This window comes from Spirillospora sp. NPDC048911 (assembly GCF_043198015.1).
GTDB lineage: Bacteria > Actinomycetota > Actinomycetes > Streptosporangiales > Streptosporangiaceae > Spirillospora.
Genome location: NZ_JBICUD010000006.1, coordinates 211,663 through 228,662, shown reverse-complemented (window position 1 = coordinate 228,662; position 17,000 = coordinate 211,663). Strand labels below are relative to the sequence as shown.

Annotated in this window: 18 protein-coding genes; 9 read left to right on the top strand and 9 right to left on the bottom strand. The window is 70.2% G+C overall.

From position 1 onward, the window contains the following. Positions 1-7: 7 nt before the first annotated feature. Positions 8-1,708, bottom strand: coding sequence for an AMP-binding protein (locus tag ACGFNU_RS27595; protein WP_392598125.1), 1,701 nt, complete (start codon positions 1,706-1,708; stop codon positions 8-10). A gap of 43 nt (positions 1,709-1,751) precedes the next feature. Here ACGFNU_RS27595 and ACGFNU_RS27590 point away from each other — a divergent pair, with 43 nt between their 5' ends. Continuing rightward, positions 1,752-2,312, top strand: a complete 561-nt coding sequence (locus tag ACGFNU_RS27590) for an NUDIX domain-containing protein (protein WP_392598123.1) — start codon at positions 1,752-1,754, stop codon at positions 2,310-2,312. On the opposite strand, the gene ACGFNU_RS27585 is transcribed toward ACGFNU_RS27590, so the two are convergent. After that, positions 2,309-3,220, bottom strand: coding sequence for a hypothetical protein (locus ACGFNU_RS27585; protein WP_392598121.1), 912 nt, complete (start codon positions 3,218-3,220; stop codon positions 2,309-2,311). The genes ACGFNU_RS27590 and ACGFNU_RS27585 overlap by 4 nt on opposite strands. 139 nt (positions 3,221-3,359) lie before the next feature. Here ACGFNU_RS27585 and ACGFNU_RS27580 point away from each other — a divergent pair, with 139 nt between their 5' ends. From ACGFNU_RS27580 to ACGFNU_RS27570, 3 genes are all read left to right on the top strand, one after another. Next, positions 3,360-3,905 (top strand): YciI family protein, encoded by a 546-nt coding sequence (locus ACGFNU_RS27580; RefSeq protein ID WP_392598120.1) that lies wholly within the window; start codon positions 3,360-3,362, stop codon positions 3,903-3,905. 18 nt (positions 3,906-3,923) lie between these two features. Continuing rightward, positions 3,924-4,052: a hypothetical protein gene (locus ACGFNU_RS27575; protein WP_392598119.1), complete on the top strand. Its 129-nt coding sequence runs from the start codon at positions 3,924-3,926 to the stop codon at positions 4,050-4,052. Between the two features lie 1,260 nt (positions 4,053-5,312). Continuing rightward, positions 5,313-5,768, top strand: a complete 456-nt coding sequence (locus ACGFNU_RS27570; protein WP_392598118.1) for an SRPBCC family protein — start codon at positions 5,313-5,315, stop codon at positions 5,766-5,768. Between the two features lie 24 nt (positions 5,769-5,792). Here the strand turns inward: ACGFNU_RS27570 and ACGFNU_RS27565 are convergent, their stop codons facing one another. Further along, on the bottom strand, positions 5,793-6,296 hold the full coding sequence (locus ACGFNU_RS27565) for a TetR-like C-terminal domain-containing protein (RefSeq protein WP_392598116.1): 504 nt from the start codon (positions 6,294-6,296) through the stop codon (positions 5,793-5,795). Positions 6,297-6,407: 111 nt separating this feature from the next. On the opposite strand from ACGFNU_RS27565, the gene ACGFNU_RS27560 reads away from it, so the two are divergent. Beyond that, complete coding sequence (locus ACGFNU_RS27560; RefSeq protein WP_392598115.1) at positions 6,408-7,547, top strand: FAD-dependent oxidoreductase; 1,140 nt, start codon at positions 6,408-6,410, stop codon at positions 7,545-7,547. On the opposite strand, the gene ACGFNU_RS27555 is transcribed toward ACGFNU_RS27560, so the two are convergent. The 3 genes from ACGFNU_RS27555 to ACGFNU_RS27545 all read right to left on the bottom strand — a co-directional run bounded on the left by ACGFNU_RS27555 (position 7,544) and on the right by ACGFNU_RS27545 (position 10,334). Beyond that, a complete protein-coding gene (locus tag ACGFNU_RS27555) occupies positions 7,544-8,962 on the bottom strand; it encodes an amidase (RefSeq protein WP_392598114.1) in 1,419 nt (472 codons plus the stop codon). The two genes, ACGFNU_RS27560 and ACGFNU_RS27555, sit on opposite strands and share 4 nt — an antisense overlap. A 65-nt stretch (positions 8,963-9,027) precedes the next feature. Continuing rightward, positions 9,028-9,513, bottom strand: coding sequence for a GyrI-like domain-containing protein (locus ACGFNU_RS27550; protein ID WP_392598113.1), 486 nt, complete (start codon positions 9,511-9,513; stop codon positions 9,028-9,030). A gap of 50 nt (positions 9,514-9,563) precedes the next feature. Continuing rightward, positions 9,564-10,334, bottom strand: coding sequence for an MBL fold metallo-hydrolase (locus ACGFNU_RS27545; protein WP_392598111.1), 771 nt, complete (start codon positions 10,332-10,334; stop codon positions 9,564-9,566). 119 nt (positions 10,335-10,453) lie between these two features. Between ACGFNU_RS27545 and ACGFNU_RS27540 the strand changes: the two genes are divergently transcribed. Then, positions 10,454-10,765, top strand: a complete 312-nt coding sequence (locus tag ACGFNU_RS27540; RefSeq protein ID WP_392598109.1) for an antibiotic biosynthesis monooxygenase — start codon at positions 10,454-10,456, stop codon at positions 10,763-10,765. A gap of 93 nt (positions 10,766-10,858) precedes the next feature. Here ACGFNU_RS27540 and ACGFNU_RS27535 read toward each other — a convergent pair whose 3' ends face one another. Next, positions 10,859-12,091, bottom strand: a complete 1,233-nt coding sequence (locus tag ACGFNU_RS27535) for an MFS transporter (protein ID WP_392598108.1) — start codon at positions 12,089-12,091, stop codon at positions 10,859-10,861. An 89-nt stretch (positions 12,092-12,180) separates the two neighbouring features. Between ACGFNU_RS27535 and ACGFNU_RS27530 the strand changes: the two genes are divergently transcribed. Next, positions 12,181-13,056, top strand: a complete 876-nt coding sequence (locus ACGFNU_RS27530) for a LysR family transcriptional regulator (RefSeq protein ID WP_392598106.1) — start codon at positions 12,181-12,183, stop codon at positions 13,054-13,056. Between the two features lie 149 nt (positions 13,057-13,205). Then, positions 13,206-14,741 (top strand): alkaline phosphatase family protein, encoded by a 1,536-nt coding sequence (locus ACGFNU_RS27525; RefSeq protein WP_392598104.1) that lies wholly within the window; start codon positions 13,206-13,208, stop codon positions 14,739-14,741. 3 nt (positions 14,742-14,744) lie between these two features. Here ACGFNU_RS27525 and ACGFNU_RS27520 read toward each other — a convergent pair whose 3' ends face one another. Then, complete coding sequence (locus tag ACGFNU_RS27520; protein WP_392598807.1) at positions 14,745-15,101, bottom strand: YciI family protein; 357 nt, start codon at positions 15,099-15,101, stop codon at positions 14,745-14,747. Positions 15,102-15,275: 174 nt separating this feature from the next. Here ACGFNU_RS27520 and ACGFNU_RS27515 point away from each other — a divergent pair, with 174 nt between their 5' ends. Further along, complete coding sequence (locus ACGFNU_RS27515; RefSeq protein ID WP_392598102.1) at positions 15,276-16,064, top strand: ATP-grasp domain-containing protein; 789 nt, start codon at positions 15,276-15,278, stop codon at positions 16,062-16,064. On the opposite strand, the gene ACGFNU_RS27510 is transcribed toward ACGFNU_RS27515, so the two are convergent. Beyond that, entirely contained in the window at positions 16,049-16,972 is a 924-nt protein-coding gene (locus ACGFNU_RS27510) for an oxidoreductase (protein WP_392598100.1), read from the bottom strand. The genes ACGFNU_RS27515 and ACGFNU_RS27510 overlap by 16 nt on opposite strands. Positions 16,973-17,000: the final 28 nt, after the last annotated feature.

The following is a 17,000-nucleotide window of genomic DNA, read 5'->3' as shown; positions in this document are numbered from 1 at the left end:
CGGTGGCTCAGCTCTGGGACGCCTCTTCGCGCAGCTCGTGGCGCAGCACCTTGCCGAGCAGCGTCCGCGGCAGGTCGGTGCAGGGGATGAAGTCGCCCGGCACCTTGTAGTGGCTGAGGAAACGTTCGCAGTGGCGGCGCAGCTCGTCGGCCGAGAACGGGTACGCCGGGTGCTCGACGACGTAGGCGACGACCCGTTCACCGCGGCGTTCGTCACGGGAGCTCACGACGGCGCAGTCGAAGACCGCGGGATGGCGGCGCAGCACCTCCTCGACCTCGGACGGGAAGACGCTGAAGCCGCTCACCTTGATCACGTCGCGGCGGCGTTCCAGGATCGTGACGAAGCCGATCTCGTCCATGACCGCGATGTCGCCGGTGCGGAGCCAGCCCTTGGAGAGCGTCTGCGCCGTGGCGAGTGGCGCGTTCCAGTAGCCGGCGAACACCTGCGGCCCGTGCACGACGAGTTCGCCGGGCTCGCCGTACGGCAGCACCCTGGTCGGATCGTCCGGGTCGACGACGAGCGCGTCCGTCATCGGCAGCGGCACACCCATGGTGGTGTTGCGGGCGCCGCCGCCCAGCGGGTTGGCGGTCACGGCGGGCGACCCCTCGGTCAGCCCATAGCACTGGATGAGCCGGTCGCCGCCCAGTATCTCCAGGCGGTCGGCCGTGGCCGGGGGCAGCTCGGCGCCGCCGGAGATGAAGATCCGCACCGAGTCGAGGTCGTCGGGGGCCAGCCGCGGGCTGTCCAGGACGTGGCTGTACAGCGTCGGCACGCCCGGGAAGACCGTCGGCCGGTGCCGGCGCAGCGCCTTCACCACGTGGTCGCTGTGGAAACGCGGCAGCAGGACTACCGCGCCGGCCCGCATCACCGGCGCGATCATGCAGCTGACCAGGCCGAACGAGTGGAACAGAGGCAGGACCGCGAGGACCACCTCGCCGCCGTCCTTGCCGTCCTTGTCCCAGGCCTGCTGCTGGGCGGCGTTCGCGACGAGGTTGCGGTGGGTGAGCATCGCGCCCTTGTGCTCGCCGCCGGTACCGCCCGTGTACTGGATGGCGGCGAGGTGCTTGGCGGGGTCGAGCCTGTACTGCCGGACGCGGCGCTGCGAGGGCCGCTGCATCTCGCTGAACCGCAGGAGCCCGGCGTCGGACGGCACGGCGGCGGTGACCCTGGCCCGCCGCCGCTGCATCTGCACGAGCGGCAGCCGGAGCGCGAGCCGTTTGAACCACGGGAGGAAGTCCGAGAGGGACGTGACGACGACGTGCTCGACGGAGACCTTGTCGCCGATCGCGTCGAGGGTCGCGTAGGAACGATCCAGCACCACCGCGACCCGGGCCTCGCAGTCCGCGAGCTGGTGGCGCATCTCCTCCTCGGTGTAGAGCGGGTTGTGCGGCACCGGGATGGCGCCGCGCCGCAGCGTGCCGAAGAACGCGATCACGAACTGCGGGCAGTTGGGCAGGATCAGCGCGACCCGGTCGCCGGGCTGGACGCCGAGCCGGTGCAGCCCCGCCGCGAACCGGTTCACCGCCGTCCGCAGCTGCCGGTAGCGGATCCGGCGGCCGAAGAAGAACAGCGCGGTCCCGCGTGGCCGCCGTTTGGCGGCGTCGTCGAGCAGCCGGGTGACCGGGATGTCCGGGATATCGAGCTCTGCCGGAACACCGGGCTCATACCAGCGCAGCCACGGACGAGGGACTTGTGACGACGGCCACATATCCGTGGATTCAACCATGGATGGGTGTCGCTAGGGTTGCGGCATGGCCGATGATCAGACGATCAAACAGGTGTCCTCGCGTGTCGTGTACGAAAACCGCTGGATGGTCGTCCGCGAGGACGAGGTCGAACGCCTCGACGGCTCGCGCGGCATCTACGGGATCGTCGACAAGGCCGACTTCGCGCTCGTGATCCCGGCCGAGGGCGACGGCTTCCACATGGTCGAGGAGTACCGCTACCCGATCGGCCGCCGGACGTGGAACTTCCCGCAGGGCTCCTACCCCGACCGCAAGGTGGCCGACGATCCGGAGCAGCTCGCCCGGCACGAGCTGGCCGAGGAGACCGGGCTGCGCGCCGCGTCCATGACGCCGGTCGGCTACCTGCACGGCTCGCACGGCAGCAGCAACCAGGGCTTTCACGTCTTCCTGGCCACCGGCCTCACGCAGGGCGAGACCGACCGGGAGCTCGAAGAGCAGGACATGCGGCAGCGCTTCGTCACCCGCGAGGAGTTCAAGCGCCTCGTGCGGGACGGCCTCATCACCGACGACTCGACGGTGGCCGCGTACGCGCTCCTCCTGCTGCACGAAGAAGACGGACGGCTCTAGCGAGTCCAGCGGACGGGACGCCCGTCGGAGTCCGAGGTCAGCCAGGATCCGTCACCCAGGAGCTCAAGGTCGTAGGGGCCCGTCGAGTGAGCCTCGAAGCGCTCCCGCACCCCGCCCGTCCCCAGATCGATCCGGTAGTGGCGGTGCCACTCCTGCTCGTCCTCGGTCTCGCCCGCGACGGTGACCACCGCGGTGCCGGGATCCAGATAGCCGCCGCTCCATTCGAGGAAGGCGTCGTCGGGGTCGTGCCCGAAGGCAGGGACGGGAAGCCTCAAGATCACGTCGCCATCAGGATAGGAGTGAAAGGCGACATCGGACTGGTCGTGGCAGACGGTCATGAAGTGGCGGCCGTCGGGGGCGAGATCGACGAGGCAGCGGTCGAGCCACGGATAGGCGAACAGCTCCAGGCCGTCACCCGCGAGGGCGCCCCGGAAGATCAGAGCGCCGTCCTGGCCCTCGCCCACGTCGAGCAGGAAGCCGGCCCCGTCGGGATGCCGATGGTGGCGGCCGATGTGGCCCGTCGTGCCCAGCTCGGCCCGGGCGACGACCTCGCCCGAATGCGCGTCGAGGACGACCCACCTGTCGGCGTTGCCGCGCCTGGCCACGCCATCGGGCCGGTAGACCCACACGGTCTTGCCGTCGAGGGAGAACTCGCAGCCGGGCGAGTGCCCGTACCTCTCGTCCGACCGGGGAAGCAGCTCGTACCGCCACAACTCGCCCTCGTCCCGGTGGACGCACACCACCTCGTGCAAAGTGGCATACGCGACGCGGCTCAGATCCGTGGCGACCGCGTGGCCGGTCACCTTGTCACCCGCCCGCAAGCGCGCCACCGGCTCGAGCACACCCTCGGACGCCACGTCATAGACGCAGACGCTCCCGTCCAGCACGCGAGTGAACAACCGGCTCATGCGCAGAAGACCCCTGCCACTTTCACACCCATGATCGAAGCGTATTGCGCAGTTGCCGCTAATGTCCCGGCATGGCAGTCCGACCCACCGACTACTGGCGGCGGAGTGGCGTGACTGGTGACGTGCCAGGATCCTGATCATGGAGTTCCTCTGCTATCACCGTGATCGCCCCGGCTCGCTGTCCCTGCGCTACGAGCTGCTGGAGGAGCACTGGTCGTACATGGACGGGTACGCGGAGGGCATGATCGCCCGCGGCCCGACGCTGGCCGGCGACGGCGAGACGCCGACCGGCAGCGTGCACATCGTCGACCTGCCGGACCCCGCCGCCGCCCGCACGTTCGCCTTCGACGAGCCCAACTACCAAGCCGGCGCGTACAGGGACGTCCTGCTACGACGGTGGCGCAACACGCTGGGCCGCACGATGTGGGACTTCCCCGGCGGCAGTACCGGCGGCAGCCGGTACCTCGTGCTCGGCCTAGGCTCAGGAGAGGCCGCCGACCTCACCGCGCCGCCCGACCACGAGCTGATCGCGTACGGGCCACTGCTCTCCGACGACGGCGCCACCTGGCTGGGAACGGCGGCACTGCTCCAGGCACCAGACCCTGACACGGCGCGCGCCGTTCTCACCCCGGAGCGATACGCCGACATCGAGGTGCACAACTGGGAGCCCGGCGGCCGCCGCTGAGCCGTGGCAGGACGAGGTGTGCTGACGCCCCGTTCGCTCTGCCACGAGGCCCTCTACGACGAGATCCCGCCAGCGGTGCTGCCCGCCGACGGGATGCTCTACGTCCGTGCAAGCACCGGAGTGACGGCGCTGCGAAAGAGGTCCTGAGGGTTACCGCGGCCCCCAGTACGGCCACTGACCCCAGTAGGGCTGCTGTCCCCAGGGCTGCTGCTGCCCCCAGTAGGGCGGCTGCTGGGAGTACGGCCACGGCTGCCACCACGGGGACCAGCCGTACCCGGGAGGGGTCGGCGCGGGCGGCGCAGGCTTGGCCGGCTGGCGCGGCTGTGGCTTCGACTTTGGCTTCGACTGCGCGGTGGGCGGTTTGATCAGCGACGTCGACTTCTTGTTCTGAGTCGACAGTTCGAGCTCACGGGCCTTGCCGGGCGGCTTCACGGCGATCGGCTTCGTCGGTGCGCGCTCGGGGGCCTTGGCCGGGCCGGGAGTCGGCTTCGCAGCGGTGCCGCCAGGTGCCGTGGGCGGCGTTTTCGATGGATATGTCCGAAGTTCCTGTGCGGCGGGCTGCGACAGGAGCGGCCGGGCGTCCCCTGTATCAAGCGACCTGGCGATTCCGTGAAGGGACACGCCGACCGTGATGGCGAGCAACGTCATTCCGGCCCAAAGGCTGTACCGATGGGCCGGCCGGTGGGGATCGGACGGCCGACGATGCCGTCCCGCGCGCAAATCAAACAAGTGACCCCTTGGGAACATCCGGCCCCATCTCCCGCATTGCCCGCAAGCGACATGTGGGTAAGTAATTAAGCCGAACTATCCATGATCGTCAAGGGGGCGGCGGGAAAGAGAGGACGCTGTAGTCGAGGCGGCGGCGGTATTCCGTCACGGAACCTCGCCAGTTGTTGGTGTTGTGGTGCTCGGACGGCGGTGGGCCCGCCTGGCCTTCGAGCGTGCGGAGTCAGCCTGGCGGTGCGGTGGCTGCGGCGTCGTCGACGAACGGCTCCCGCAGGCGGCGACCCTCGTCCTGTGAATGTGCGGGGAAAGAATCGGCCGCCATCACCGAGATACCCGCTCGGGTTTGGCGCTGATTCCGATTATCACATCGTCATCGGCGCTGCCTTCGATGCCATGATCGGGGCGAGCTAAATAACGATGGCGCCATTATAGACGGCAGTTACGCGCCGTCTCGTGAAGTTCATCTCGTGCTCCCATTCAGCGGGGCTGAAGATCGGCCCAGAAAATGCGTTCAGGCCGGTAACCAGCGGCCGAGCGGCCACGAGCATGTGGCGGCGATGCCCCGTGACCAGTTGTGTTCGGGCTCGAAGCGGGAGGAGTTCGAGGCGTCTCACCAGCACGAAGGAGCTGACCGTTCTGTCCGCCCAGGGTGAGCTGGGCAAGGTGGTGCGGCCGTCCTGGATGCACAAGAAAGTTCAATACCGCCTAGCGCAGCTCACGCATGATTCACGTATGGCGACGATTCGCAAGGAGATCCTGGTCGATGCGGCTCCCGAGACGGTCTGGGAGGCGCTGAAGGACTACGGTGCGCTGCACACGAGGCTCGCGGTCGGGTTCGTGACCGACGCGCGCGTGGAGGGCGATGACCGGGTCATCACGTTCTTCAACGGGGTGGTGGCTCGCGAACGTCTTGTGGGCATCGACGATGGGGCGTGCCGGATCGCTTACTCGGTGATCGAGTCGCCGATCGGGTTCGCGCAGCACATGGCCTCAGCGCAGGTGTTCGCCGAGGGGGAGCGGTCCAGGTTCGTGTGGATAACTGATTGCCTGCCGCACGAGGCGGCCGGAGTCGTCGGCGACATGATGAGCCAGGGATTGGCGGCCATGAAGCGGACGCTTGAGGCCGTGGGGGTGTGACGCCGGCCGACGGGCCTCCTTCCGTCATTGCGTGAAGCCGTGGACGAGGGCTTTGACCATCTGGGCCGGGTCGGGCATCGGCAGGCCGATGAGGACGCGGTAGACGACCAGGCCGACGACCATGTCCGACAGCAGCCACAGGTCGGCGTCGGGGGACAGCTCACCCCGGGCGATCGCGCGATCGTAGATCGCCCAGTCGCGTTTCCTCTTGTCGCGCATGCTGGTGCGGATGACCTCGGCGACGCCCGGGTCCCGGCCCGCCTCGCCGAAGATCTCACCGGTCATCTTCGCGAACTCGGGTGACTGAACGCCGGCGAGGGTCTGGGTGACGATCACCATCAGGTCGCCTTCGAGCGAGCCGGTGTCGGGGGTCTCGGGCACCTGGGCGTCCAGCGCGAGGGCGAGCGCGTCCAGCAGCATGTCGCGCTTGGTGGTGTAGCGGCGGAAGACGCTGGCCCTGCTGACGCCGGCGGCGGCGGCCGCCTCGTCCATGGTGAACGACATCCCCTTGGTCACCAGCAAGCTCACGGCGGCCTCCTTGATACGCGTATCGATGGTCGGATCGGGCTTGCGTCCGCGTGCCTTCATTGTGATACTCCGAGTATCAGAAACTGTGAGTCTCAGATTAGGGGACTGAACATGAAGGTACTCATTGTCGGCGGGGGCGTCGCGGGACTGGCGGCGGCACGCGGGCTGACCGCGGCGGGGCATGACGTCGAGGTGTACGAGGGCGCGCCGGAACTGCGCACCGAAGGCGGGTCCGTCACGCTCTGGCCGTCGTCGGCCGGCATCCTGCGCGAGCTCGGCGTCGACCTCGACGGCGCGGGCTGCCGCCTGGAGACGCTGGAGACCTGGTCGGTACGCGGACGCAGGCTCGGCAAGATCGATATGAACGTGGTCGAGCGCCGGTTCGGCGGCCTGCACGCCCTGCACATCGCCAGGCGCGAGCTCGTGGAGCGTCTCGCCGAGGACGTGCCGGTCAACTACGGCCACCGGATCCAGGCGGTCGACCCCGACCGAGCCGAGATCACGTTCACCGATGGGAACACCGCGCGCGGCGACCTGCTCATCGGCGCCGACGGCCGCAACTCGGTCGTCAGGCGGGCGCTGTGGGGCGAGAGCCCGGCCAAGCTCAACGGCTGGGTCACCTGGCAGGCGTTCACCACGCTGCCCACCGAGTTCATCGACACCGGCCGCTCCGTGATGATCTCCAACGGGCGCGCGCTCGGCAGCATGGCTCCGGCGGGGCACGGAAAGGCGCTGTGGTGGTTCGACCTGCGCGCCAAGCCGGGCAGCCCGCTCTGGGTGGACGCGCCCAATGCGATGGACCTGCTCCGCCAACGATTCGGACACTGGCCAGAGCCGTTCCCCACAGTGCTCGCCCAAGCCCAGACCGCCCAGTGCTTCCCGCACTACGGCCATCGCGTGCCGGCGGTCTGGGGCCGGGGCCCGACCACGCTCGTGGGCGACGCGGCCCACACGATGTCGCCGGCGATGGCGATGGGCAGCGGACAGGCGCTGGAGGACGCCTGGACGCTGAGCCGTTCCGCCGACGACCCGCGCGCCTACGAGCGCGCCCGCACCAAAATTGTCCGTAGGGTCGCCAAGATGGCGGGCAGGGAGATCCCCAGCAGGCAAGGCCCGCTGATGGGTCTGCTGCCCGATTCGTTCTCGACCAAGTCATCCATCTCCTGGCTCCGCTCAGCCAGCGGCTACCTCCAAGAAGAAGCCTGGCTACAGCGTCTTCCTGAGGCGGAGCCGAAGAAACTGCCGGCTTAGCGAGCGTCGGCGTAGATGGCGGGCTTTCGGTCGTGCCAGGGCACGGCTTGTTCCAGCTGCGCGGCCACCTGTAGGAGCAGGTCTTCCCTGCCGTGGGCCGCGACCAGTTGCACGCCGATCGGCAGGCCCTCGCGGCTCTGGCCGAGCGGCAGGCTGATCGCCGGATTGCCGGAGACGTTGAACGGCGCGGTGAACGGCCCGTACTCGAAGATGTGCCGCAGCCAGGTGCGCATCGAGTACCGCGGGTCGTCGTAGTCGAGCGTGCCGTGCCGCGCCGGGAGCCGTCCCAGCGTCGGCGTCACCAGCAGGTCGTGGTCGTCGAAGAACAGTCCGACGGGCCGGGTGACCTGGTGCTGCGCGTCGATCGCGGCCATCATGTCGAGCGCGGTGAACGCCTCGGTCTCGGCGATCAGCCGGCGCGTGACGGACTCCAGCAGCGCCGGGTCGGGTCTCCTGGGCGCTCTCAGCAGCGCGGCGCCGGCCGCGATCGCGCCGAGCATCATCGCCTCCACGAGCAGGTCGGGATCGACCGCGGGGCTCGCCTCGGTCACCGTGTGCCCGATCCAGTCGAGGACCTTGCCCGCGTTCACCGTGACGGCCGTGACCTGCGGGTCGACGGCCACGCCCGACCACGCGACGGTGGTGAGCGCGATGCGCAGCCGGCCGGGGTCGGCGTGCGGCTCACCGGCGTACGGGCGGGACGGGGGAGCCGCCGCGTACTTCTCACCGACGGGCGGCGCGCCGATGGCGTCGAGCAGGTGCGCGGCGTCGCGCACGGTCCGCGTGACGGCGAACTCGGCGGACTGCCCGAACGCGGCCTCGCCGATCAGCGGCCCGCACGGCGTGCGCCCGCGGCTCGGCTTCAGCCCGACGAGCCCGCACGCCGACGCCGGGACGCGGATCGACCCGGCGCCGTCGTTGGCGTGCGCGATCGGCACGGCCCCGGCCGCGACCAGCGCGGCGGCCCCGCCGCTCGACCCGCCGACGCCCCGTTCCAGGTCCCAGGGGTTGCGCGTGAACCCGTACCGCACGGACTCGGTCGCGAAGCTGAGCGCCATCTCCGGCGTCGTCGTCTGCCCGAGCGTGACCAGCCCGGCGGCGCGGAACCGGGTCATCAGCTCATGGTCGACCCCGGCGACGGCACCGCGGATGGCACGGCTGCCGATGGCGAACGGGACGCCCCGCGCGAACGGCTGGCTGTCCTTGATCAGGAACGGCACGCCCGCCAGCGGCCCCGCCGGATCGGACGCGAGCGCGGGCTCGAAGAGCGGCAGCGTCAGCGCGTTGAGATCGGTGTCGACCAGCTCGATCGCGCGCCGCGCCGCCGCCTCGGTCTCGGCCGCGCTCACCGCGCCCGACCGGATCAGCCGCCGCAGGCCTACGGCGTCCTGGCCTGCGTATTCGTGCGGTTCCACGTGTTCGTCTCCCCCGGGTGACTGCGCTCAGCGTCGCGCACGGCCGTCCGGGAAGCCAGCGAATTTCAGTCGGCGAGTTTGAAGGCCAGCTCGGTCTCCCAGCTGTTCATGTCGGGCTGGACGGCGGGGTCGGAGTGGTAGAGCTCCAGGCGGGAGGCCCAGTGCTCGCCCTCGTCGTCCTCCGACATGTCCCAGGTGAGGCCTTCCTTGGCCGCCCAGCCGAGCAGATCGGTGGTGACGCTGACGAGCTGCTCGGGATGGCCGATATGGGTCACCGACGCGTACCGTCCCGCGGGCAGGACGCCGGCGTAGATGTCACCCTCGCCCTCGACCGGCGCCGCGACCGGCACGCCCGCCTCGACCTCGCCGTCCTGCTCGCCGCCGATCGTGACGTACCGGAAGAACGGGGCGCCGGCCGGCTGGACACCGCGAGCGGCGAGCCAGCCGATGATCTCCGGCAGCCGGTCGGCGATCACCGGGAACTCCGTCCACGAGATCCATCGCTTGACCGCCACATAGGGCTGTTCGCCACGTTCCTTGATCTCAGGCATGTCGATGCTCATGGGACGGTAGACCAGGCGCCGGACCGAAACTCATCGCCTCAGAGATCGATCTGCTCCCCGGGCTTGGGCAGATGGAGGAGTTCGGCGAGCCCGGCTTTCTGGAAGGCCGCGACGAGGGTGTCGGCGCCTTGGCTGAAGTGCTCCCACTGCTCGAAATGCAGAGGAACCACATGGCGAACGCCGAGAATTTTCGCGGCCTCGACCGCGCCCTCGCTCGGCAGGGTGAGAAAGGCGTCCCCAAGCAGCGGGGTCTGCGCGCCACCCGCGAAGAGCACCGCGATCTCGATGCCGCTGATCCGGTCAGCGATGCGCTGGACGACGTCCAGCGAGGCGTTGTCGCCGCTCACGTAGACGGTCGGCAGGCCCTCCCCGGCCAGGACGAACCCGGTGACCTCGCCGGTCCACTGCTCGGTGCCGTCGGGACCGTGCTGCGCGGGGACGCCGATGACGCGGAGCGTCCTGCCGTCGGGACGGGGCAGCTCCACCTCGTCCCAGTTGGGCAGCGTACGGACGGGATCGCCGATGCGTTCGCGCGCCGAAGCGGTGGAGAGCACGAGGGGAGCGGCCGTCAGGTAGGCGCGGCCCTGGGTGTCGAGGTTGTCGGGGTGCTGGTCGTGCGACAGCAGCACGGCGTCCACGGTCCCGATCTCGACCGGCCCGAACGCCGGCCCGGCGGTCTTCACCAGCGAGCGGTCGCCGATCGGATACTCGCCGGGCCCGTCGAACGTCGGATCGACCACGAACCGCAGCCCGCCGAGCTCGATCACCGCCGTCGGCCCGCCCGCGTACCTGATCCTGAACGTCGTCATCGCGCCTCACCCCACCTCTGGCCTGCCCGCTGCACGCCGCCGGCAACACGATTTCCGGTCCGGCGATTCCCCCGCAAGCCATCGTGATGGAATCCTCAAGGCGGACGAAAGGAACCGTAATGATCGCGAGAGTCTGGGGTGCCATCGCCACGGAGAAGGGCGCGGACGCCTACCGGAGCCACTTCGAGGGCGAGGTCCTGCCAAGCCTGCGGCGTCTCAACGGCCATCGCGGCGCCTATTTGATGGAACGGGACACGGAGGGGGCCGTCGAGATCGAGGTCGTCACCCTGTGGGAGTCGATGGCGGCGATCCGCGCCTTCGCGGGCCAGGACGTCGACACGGCGGTGGTCGAGCCGGCGGCCCGCGAAGCGCTCACCGGATTCGACGACACCGTCACGCACTTCACCGTGGTCCTGGACACCGTCAACTAACCCCCCACCCCCAACCCCACTCAACATCCGGCGCGGCTCAGCCTGCGCGGCGTTGCCTAACCTGCGCGGCGTTGCCCAACCTGCGCGTGCCGCTCAACCTGGCGACCCGGCCTGCGGCGTTCGTTTGGCTCCTCGTGCGTTGAGCGGCTCGTTCTTTGGGGTGGGCGCGTGATTCTTCGCTGACATGCGGTGCCGTGCCGTCGCTCGGATCGTGGCGGCGGCGAGGAGGGCCAGTGCGCCGCCGAACCACATGACGCCGGGCAGGGCGAGGTCGGCGATCCGGCCGCCGGTCAGCGCGCCGAGCGCGATGGCCACGTTGAACGCGGACACGAACACCGCCGACGCCGCCTCCGGTGCGGCGGCCCCGGTCTTCAGGAGCCAGGTCTGCGTGGTGACCGAGACCCCGCCATAGGCGAGCCCCCAGATCACCAGCAGCACGATCGCGCCCGGCGGCACCGTACCGGCCACCGGCACCAGCAGGATCACGGCGCCGAGCAGGGCGGCGATCACGAACAGGGTCCGGCGCGGGTCGCGCGCGGCCGCCAGGCCTGCCGCGAAGTTGCCGATCACTCCCGCGACCCCGTACACCAGCAGCAGTCCGCCGATCAGCCCGGTGCCGATGCCCGAGATTCGCTCCAGCGCGGGCCGCACATAGGTGTAGGCGGCGAAGTGCCCGGTGACCAGGAGCAACGTCACGACCAGCCCGGTCCGGGCCGCCTTGTTATGCAGGAGCCGGGACACCTCGCCCACCCGGAACGGCGCGTCCGGCGGCAGCGGCGGCAGCAGCAGCGCGAGCCCGGCCAGCACGGCGAGCGCGAGGACGCCCATCGCCGCGAAGGCGCTCCGCCAGCCCGCCAGTTCTCCGGCGAACGCCCCGGCGGGCACGCCGAGCACCGAGGCGACCGCCACCCCGCTGAAGATCGTCGAGGTGGCGGCGCCGGCCGAGCGTGCCGGCACCAGGCGCACGGCCAGCCCGGCCGCGATCGCCCAGAAGCCGCCGATGCTCAGCCCGACCAGGACCCGGGCGGTCAGCAGCACCTCGAACCCTGGCGCGATCGCCGAGAGCAGGTTCGCCGCGGCCAGCAGTGCCATCAGCGCGCACAGCACCAGCCGCCGGTCGAGCCGGCCCGTGCCGAGGGCCACCGCGGGGGCGGCGATGGCCGCGACGAGCCCGGGCAGCGACATCGTGAGGCCCGCGGCGCCGCCGGACACCCCCATTTCGGCGCCCATCGGGGTGAGCAGGCCGACCGGGAGCATCTCGGTGGTGACGATCGAGAACGTGCCGAGGGCGACGGCGCCGACGGCGGACCAGGAACGAAGAGACATGAGTCAAGCCTTGAATCAGACCTGACCGGGAACAAGGGCGAAGTCCCCATCCTTGTATTAGCCAGGCTCATCGATCTCAAGGGGGGACCGTGCTCGACCTGCGTGAGCTGGAGTGTTTCCTGATCCTCAGCGAGGAACTGCACTTCGGCCGCACCGCCGAGCGCCTTTACGTCAGCCAGGGCCGCGCCAGCCAGCTCGTTCGATCGCTGGAACGCCGGATCGGGGCGCGCCTGTTCGAGCGCACGAGCCGCCGCGTCCGCCTGACCCCGCTCGGCGAACGGCTCCTGGCCGACCTGCGCCCCGCGTACGACTCCCTGCACGGCGCCGTCGACGGAGCGCGGGCCGCAGCCCGCGGTGTCGAGGGCACGCTGCGCGTCGGCTTCCTCTCCGGGACGACGCACGAACGCGTGATCGGCATGATCGGGGCGTTCCAGGCGGACCACCCGGACTGTGAGATCGTGCTTGCCGAGATCCCGCTGTCCGACCCGTTCGGCGCCCTCCGCCGCGGCGAGCTCGACGTCGCCATCGTCATGCTCCCGGTCAGCGAGCCCGATCTGACCAGCGGCCCGCCGTTCTCCAAGGAGCCCCAGACCCTCGTCGTCTCGACCCGCCATCCGTTCGCGGGCCGTGCCTCGATGGACGCCGAGGAACTCGCCGAATGCCGGCTCCTCGACATCCGCGACCCCGCCCCGGCCTACTGGCGCGAGCTCACCACCCCGACCACGACGCCGGACGGCACCCCCATCCCGCGAGGCCCCGAAGTCTCGACCCTGCAAGAGGCGCTCACCCTGATCGCCGCGGGCGCCGGAGCGATGATCTTTTGCGCGCCGACCGTCCGTACCCAGGCCCGCACCGACATCACCTACGTTCCGGTGACCGGTATCCCGGACTCCTCCCTCGGCCTGGTCTGGCGCAAGGACGACGAGACCGCGCTCCTGCGGGCCTTCGCCGAAGCCATCAACTGACGCGGCCAAGCCAGGCGGCCGTTCGTCCGCGTCCGGCCGAACGTCCGTGCTCGACGCAGGCGGCCGCCCGCATGTGGCCAGCGGAGGGCCGCCCGGCCGGACGCGCGGCGGCCTAACGTTGAGGACATTCTCAGTCGCAGGGAGTGACCATGGTCGCGGAGATCGAGCACGTCGTCGTCCTCGCCCTGGAGAACCGCTCGTTCGACCACATGCTGGGCTTCGTCGAACATCCGGATCCGCGATTCGACGGACTGCTGGACGGCGGCCCGTACACCAACCTGGCGGCCGGGAACGGGGAGACGGTCCCGGCGACGCCCGACGCGAAGCGCGTGCTGCCCATCGACCCCGACCACTCCCACCAGGCGATGCTGGAGCAGCTCGACGGCAACGCCGGATTCGTCCGGTCCTACGAGAAGAGGGGACGCGGGAAGCCGCCGGGTGCCTGGAGCGGGCTGCTCGGACCTGTCGTCAACCTCATCGCCCGTCTTCGTCATGGACGTGGGCCCGGCGGCGAGAAGATCAAGGGCCGCGGGCCGCTCATCATGCGATGCCAGCCGCCCGAGCACGTGGCGGTGCTCGGCACGCTGGCCACGCAGTTCGGCACGTTCAGCAGATGGTTCTGCTCGGTGCCCGGCGAGACCTGGCCCAACCGCAACTTCCTGCACGCCGCCACGTCCGACGGCGACACCGAGATCCAGCCGCGCTTCTACACCAACAAGACGATCTTCGAGGTGCTGGAGCGGGCCGGGGCGGGCTGGCACGTCTACTTCGACGACATTCCGCAGGTGATGGCGTTCATCGAACTGTGGACGCGACCCCAGCGCCTGGCCAACTGGTACGCGATGGACGAGTTCGCGCGGCATGTGGAGGACGGGACGCTGCCCGCGTACTCCTTCATCGAGCCGAATCACCGTCCTCCCGTGCGGCTGGCGGCCGGTCATCCGAGCAACAGCCAGCACCCGGGCAACGCTCTGGTGCCCGACGGCGAGTACGACGCGTTCCAGGACGACGGGACCGGCGACTTCGCGCGGGCCGAGACGCTCCTCGCCCACGTGTACGAGGTGCTGCGCGCACATCGGGAGGTCTTCGACAAGACCGTCCTGCTGATCACGTACGACGAGAACGGCGGCTTCTACGACCACGTCCCCGCGGAACGAGGCGTGGCCAACCCGGGGACCGACCCGAACCCGCTGACCGGCTTCGTCCGCTTCCTCCTCCATCGCAAGGGCAAGGCGTTCGACTTCACGATGACCGGCGGCCGGGTCCCCGCCGTGGTCGTGTCCCCGTTCGTCCCGCCGGGCTCGATCGGCACCGAGACCCGCGACCACGCGAGCGTGCCCGCGACGTTGCGCGCGCTGTTCGCTCCGGCAGCCGAGCCGTTGACCGCTCGGGACGCGGCGGCCGCCCGGTTCGACACGCTGCTCACCCTGCCCGAGCCACGACGCGACCTGCCCGACCTGTCGGAGCACACGGCGCAGCCAACGACCCCGCTGGCGGCGCCGGCCGGGGCGACGCAGGAAGTGCCCGAGCACTACGAGCCCTACGTCCAGCTAGCCGACAAGGTGACCGAGACGCTGAGCCAGGTGAACCTGGCCAGTGTCTCCGATCGGCCCTCCCGCGAACGCGCCGATCAACTCCGCACCGCGTTCCTGAACGCCGCCAAGCTGGCCCGCACCGAAATCTGACCGCTAGAGCGCGTTCCCGGGCGCCTCGTGCAGCACCGGCCAGACCTCGACCGCGCGCAGCGAGGCGAACGGCATGTCGGCCGCGACGTCGAGGGCGCGCTTCTCGTCCTCGACGTCGAGGAGATACCAGCTGGCCAGGTATTCCTTGGTCTCCAGGTAGGGCCCGTCCGTCACGACCGGCGCCCCCTCGCGCACGCGGACCGTCTTGGCCTGCACCGCGTCGGCGTTGCCGTAGGCGCCCAGCAGTTCGCCGGTGTCCTTGTACTTGCGGTTGAACGCGTCCTGCTCGGCGATGGCCCGCTGCATCTCGTCGGCCGGGTACGAGGCCCACAGCTCCTGGTTGCCATAGATGATGATCATGTACTTCACGGTGGCTCTCCATCCCTTCCGTGACGCGTCATGCGCCCTTTCCACCCCTTGGTCGGAGCGACCCCCGCCTCCTCGACACCCGTCCCAAAAGTTTTTGGAGCAACCTCGCAAGCAGGTCATGCGTCATAGAGCGGCCGGAAGCCGTGATCGCCCCGGAGGTGCTCGATGCCGACCCTCGTCCTGTCGCCCCGCTACACCGACGACTCGAAGACGCTGCGCGCGGCGGCCGGGCGAGCGGGATGGAAGACCGAGCGGCTCGGCGGCTGGAGAGCCCCCGCGCACCTGCGCGGCGAGGACGTCGTCCTCTACGGCGAGCCCACGTTCGTCGAGGTGATCGCCGCACGGCTCGGCCTGGCGCTCATCGACGCCCCACAGGATTGGCTGCTGCACCTGCCCGAACGGCACCGCCGCCGCGCGGTGAACGAGTCGACGCTCGCCGAGACCCGCCGCTTGTTCAGCGCCCCGGCCTTCGTGAAGCCCGCGGACGGGCGGAAGGCGTTCGAGGGAAAGGTGTACGACTCGGCGGCCGATCTGCCCGGCGCTCTGCCGGCCGACACCGAGGTCTTCGTCGCCGAGCCGGTGACCTGGGAGATCGAGTTCCGGTGCTTCGTCCTGGAGGGCGAGGTGGTGACGATGTCCCCGTACCTGCGCGACGGCGAACTCGCCCTGACCGGCGACGGCCGCTGGGACGCCTCCGATGAAGACGTCCGAGCGGCCCGTGACTACGCCGCCGAACTCCTGGCCGACCCTCTGGTCCGCGTCCCGCCCGCGGTCGTCATCGACGTCGGACGCGTCCGCGATCGAGGCTGGGCCGTCGTGGAGGCCAATGCCGCCTGGGGTGCCGGCCTCTACGGCTGCCCGCCTGAAACCGTTCTCCCGGTACTGGCCCGCTCCTGTTCGCCTCGCCCGCCCGACGCGGAGTGGACGGTGACCCCCGTTCAGCTCACGGAGTAGGCGTCCACACCGGTCAGATCGGCGGAGATCCGCCAGAGGCGGGCGGCGGCGTCGGCGTCCCTGACCCAGGGCTTCACACCGCCGATGAGCATGTCATCGGTGGTGGCGGGCTGGGCGATCCGGCAGTCCTGGCAGTACGCGCCGCCGTGGCCGATCAGATCGGGCGAGGTCGCGGCCCACACGGCGGTGGCCGCGCCCTCGGCCGGGGTCTTGAAGCCCGGCGCGGGCGTGCCGTCCGCGGTGACCCAGCCTTGGCTGATCTGCTCCTCGCGGGGGATGTGGCGCTGAAGCGGCGTGAGGATGCTGCCCGGGTGGACGGCGAACGCGGTCGTGCCCAGCGCGGCGAGACGCAGGGCGAACAGCGCGTTCGCGGTCTTGGACTGGGCGTAGGCGAGCCAGCGGTCGTAACCGTCGCGGAAGTGCAGATCGTCCCAGCGGATGTCGGAGAGGAAGTGGCCGGACGAGGCCACCGACACGACGCGGGCGTCCTCGGCGAGCACCGGCCGGAGACGGTTGACCAGTGCGAAGTGGCCGAGATGGTTGACCGCGAAGTGCGCCTCCCAGCCAGGGCCGACACGGGTCTCCGGGCAGGCCATGATGCCCGCGTTGGTGATCACGATGTCGATGCCGCGGCCGGCGTCCAGGACCTCGTCCGCGAACGAGCGGACACTGCCGAGATCGGCCAGATCGAGCTCGCCGACCTCCGCTCCCGGGATTCCGCGCAGCGTCTCCCGCGCCGTGGCGGGCCTGCGGGCAGGCACGATCACCCGCGCGCCGGCCCGGTCGAGGGCGCACGTGATCTCGAGCCCGAGACCCGAATAGCCGCCGGTGACCAGGGCGGTCTTCCCCGTCAGATCGATACCGGCGAGAACCTCGTCCGCGGTGCGGTGCGTCGTCGTGGTGGTCATGCCGAGGACCGTAGAACCTGGAGTCGAC

What these genes read in the sequence shown, in the direction of transcription:
- ACGFNU_RS27595 (WP_392598125.1), bottom strand. Translation starts at nt 1,708, where the DNA reads ATGTGGCCGTCGTCACAAGTCCCTCGTCCGTGGCTGCGCTGGTATGAG.
- ACGFNU_RS27590 (WP_392598123.1), top strand. Translation starts at nt 1,752, where the DNA reads ATGGCCGATGATCAGACGATCAAACAGGTGTCCTCGCGTGTCGTGTAC.
- ACGFNU_RS27585 (WP_392598121.1), bottom strand. Translation starts at nt 3,220, where the DNA reads ATGAGCCGGTTGTTCACTCGCGTGCTGGACGGGAGCGTCTGCGTCTAT.
- ACGFNU_RS27580 (WP_392598120.1), top strand. Translation starts at nt 3,360, where the DNA reads ATGGAGTTCCTCTGCTATCACCGTGATCGCCCCGGCTCGCTGTCCCTG.
- ACGFNU_RS27570 (WP_392598118.1), top strand. Translation starts at nt 5,313, where the DNA reads ATGCACAAGAAAGTTCAATACCGCCTAGCGCAGCTCACGCATGATTCA.
- ACGFNU_RS27560 (WP_392598115.1), top strand. Translation starts at nt 6,408, where the DNA reads ATGAAGGTACTCATTGTCGGCGGGGGCGTCGCGGGACTGGCGGCGGCA.
- ACGFNU_RS27550 (WP_392598113.1), bottom strand. Translation starts at nt 9,513, where the DNA reads ATGCCTGAGATCAAGGAACGTGGCGAACAGCCCTATGTGGCGGTCAAG.
- ACGFNU_RS27545 (WP_392598111.1), bottom strand. Translation starts at nt 10,334, where the DNA reads ATGACGACGTTCAGGATCAGGTACGCGGGCGGGCCGACGGCGGTGATC.
- ACGFNU_RS27540 (WP_392598109.1), top strand. Translation starts at nt 10,454, where the DNA reads ATGATCGCGAGAGTCTGGGGTGCCATCGCCACGGAGAAGGGCGCGGAC.
- ACGFNU_RS27535 (WP_392598108.1), bottom strand. Translation starts at nt 12,091, where the DNA reads ATGTCTCTTCGTTCCTGGTCCGCCGTCGGCGCCGTCGCCCTCGGCACG.
- ACGFNU_RS27525 (WP_392598104.1), top strand. Translation starts at nt 13,206, where the DNA reads ATGGTCGCGGAGATCGAGCACGTCGTCGTCCTCGCCCTGGAGAACCGC.
- ACGFNU_RS27520 (WP_392598807.1), bottom strand. Translation starts at nt 15,101, where the DNA reads ATGATCATCATCTATGGCAACCAGGAGCTGTGGGCCTCGTACCCGGCC.
- ACGFNU_RS27515 (WP_392598102.1), top strand. Translation starts at nt 15,276, where the DNA reads ATGCCGACCCTCGTCCTGTCGCCCCGCTACACCGACGACTCGAAGACG.
- ACGFNU_RS27510 (WP_392598100.1), bottom strand. Translation starts at nt 16,972, where the DNA reads ATGACCACCACGACGACGCACCGCACCGCGGACGAGGTTCTCGCCGGT.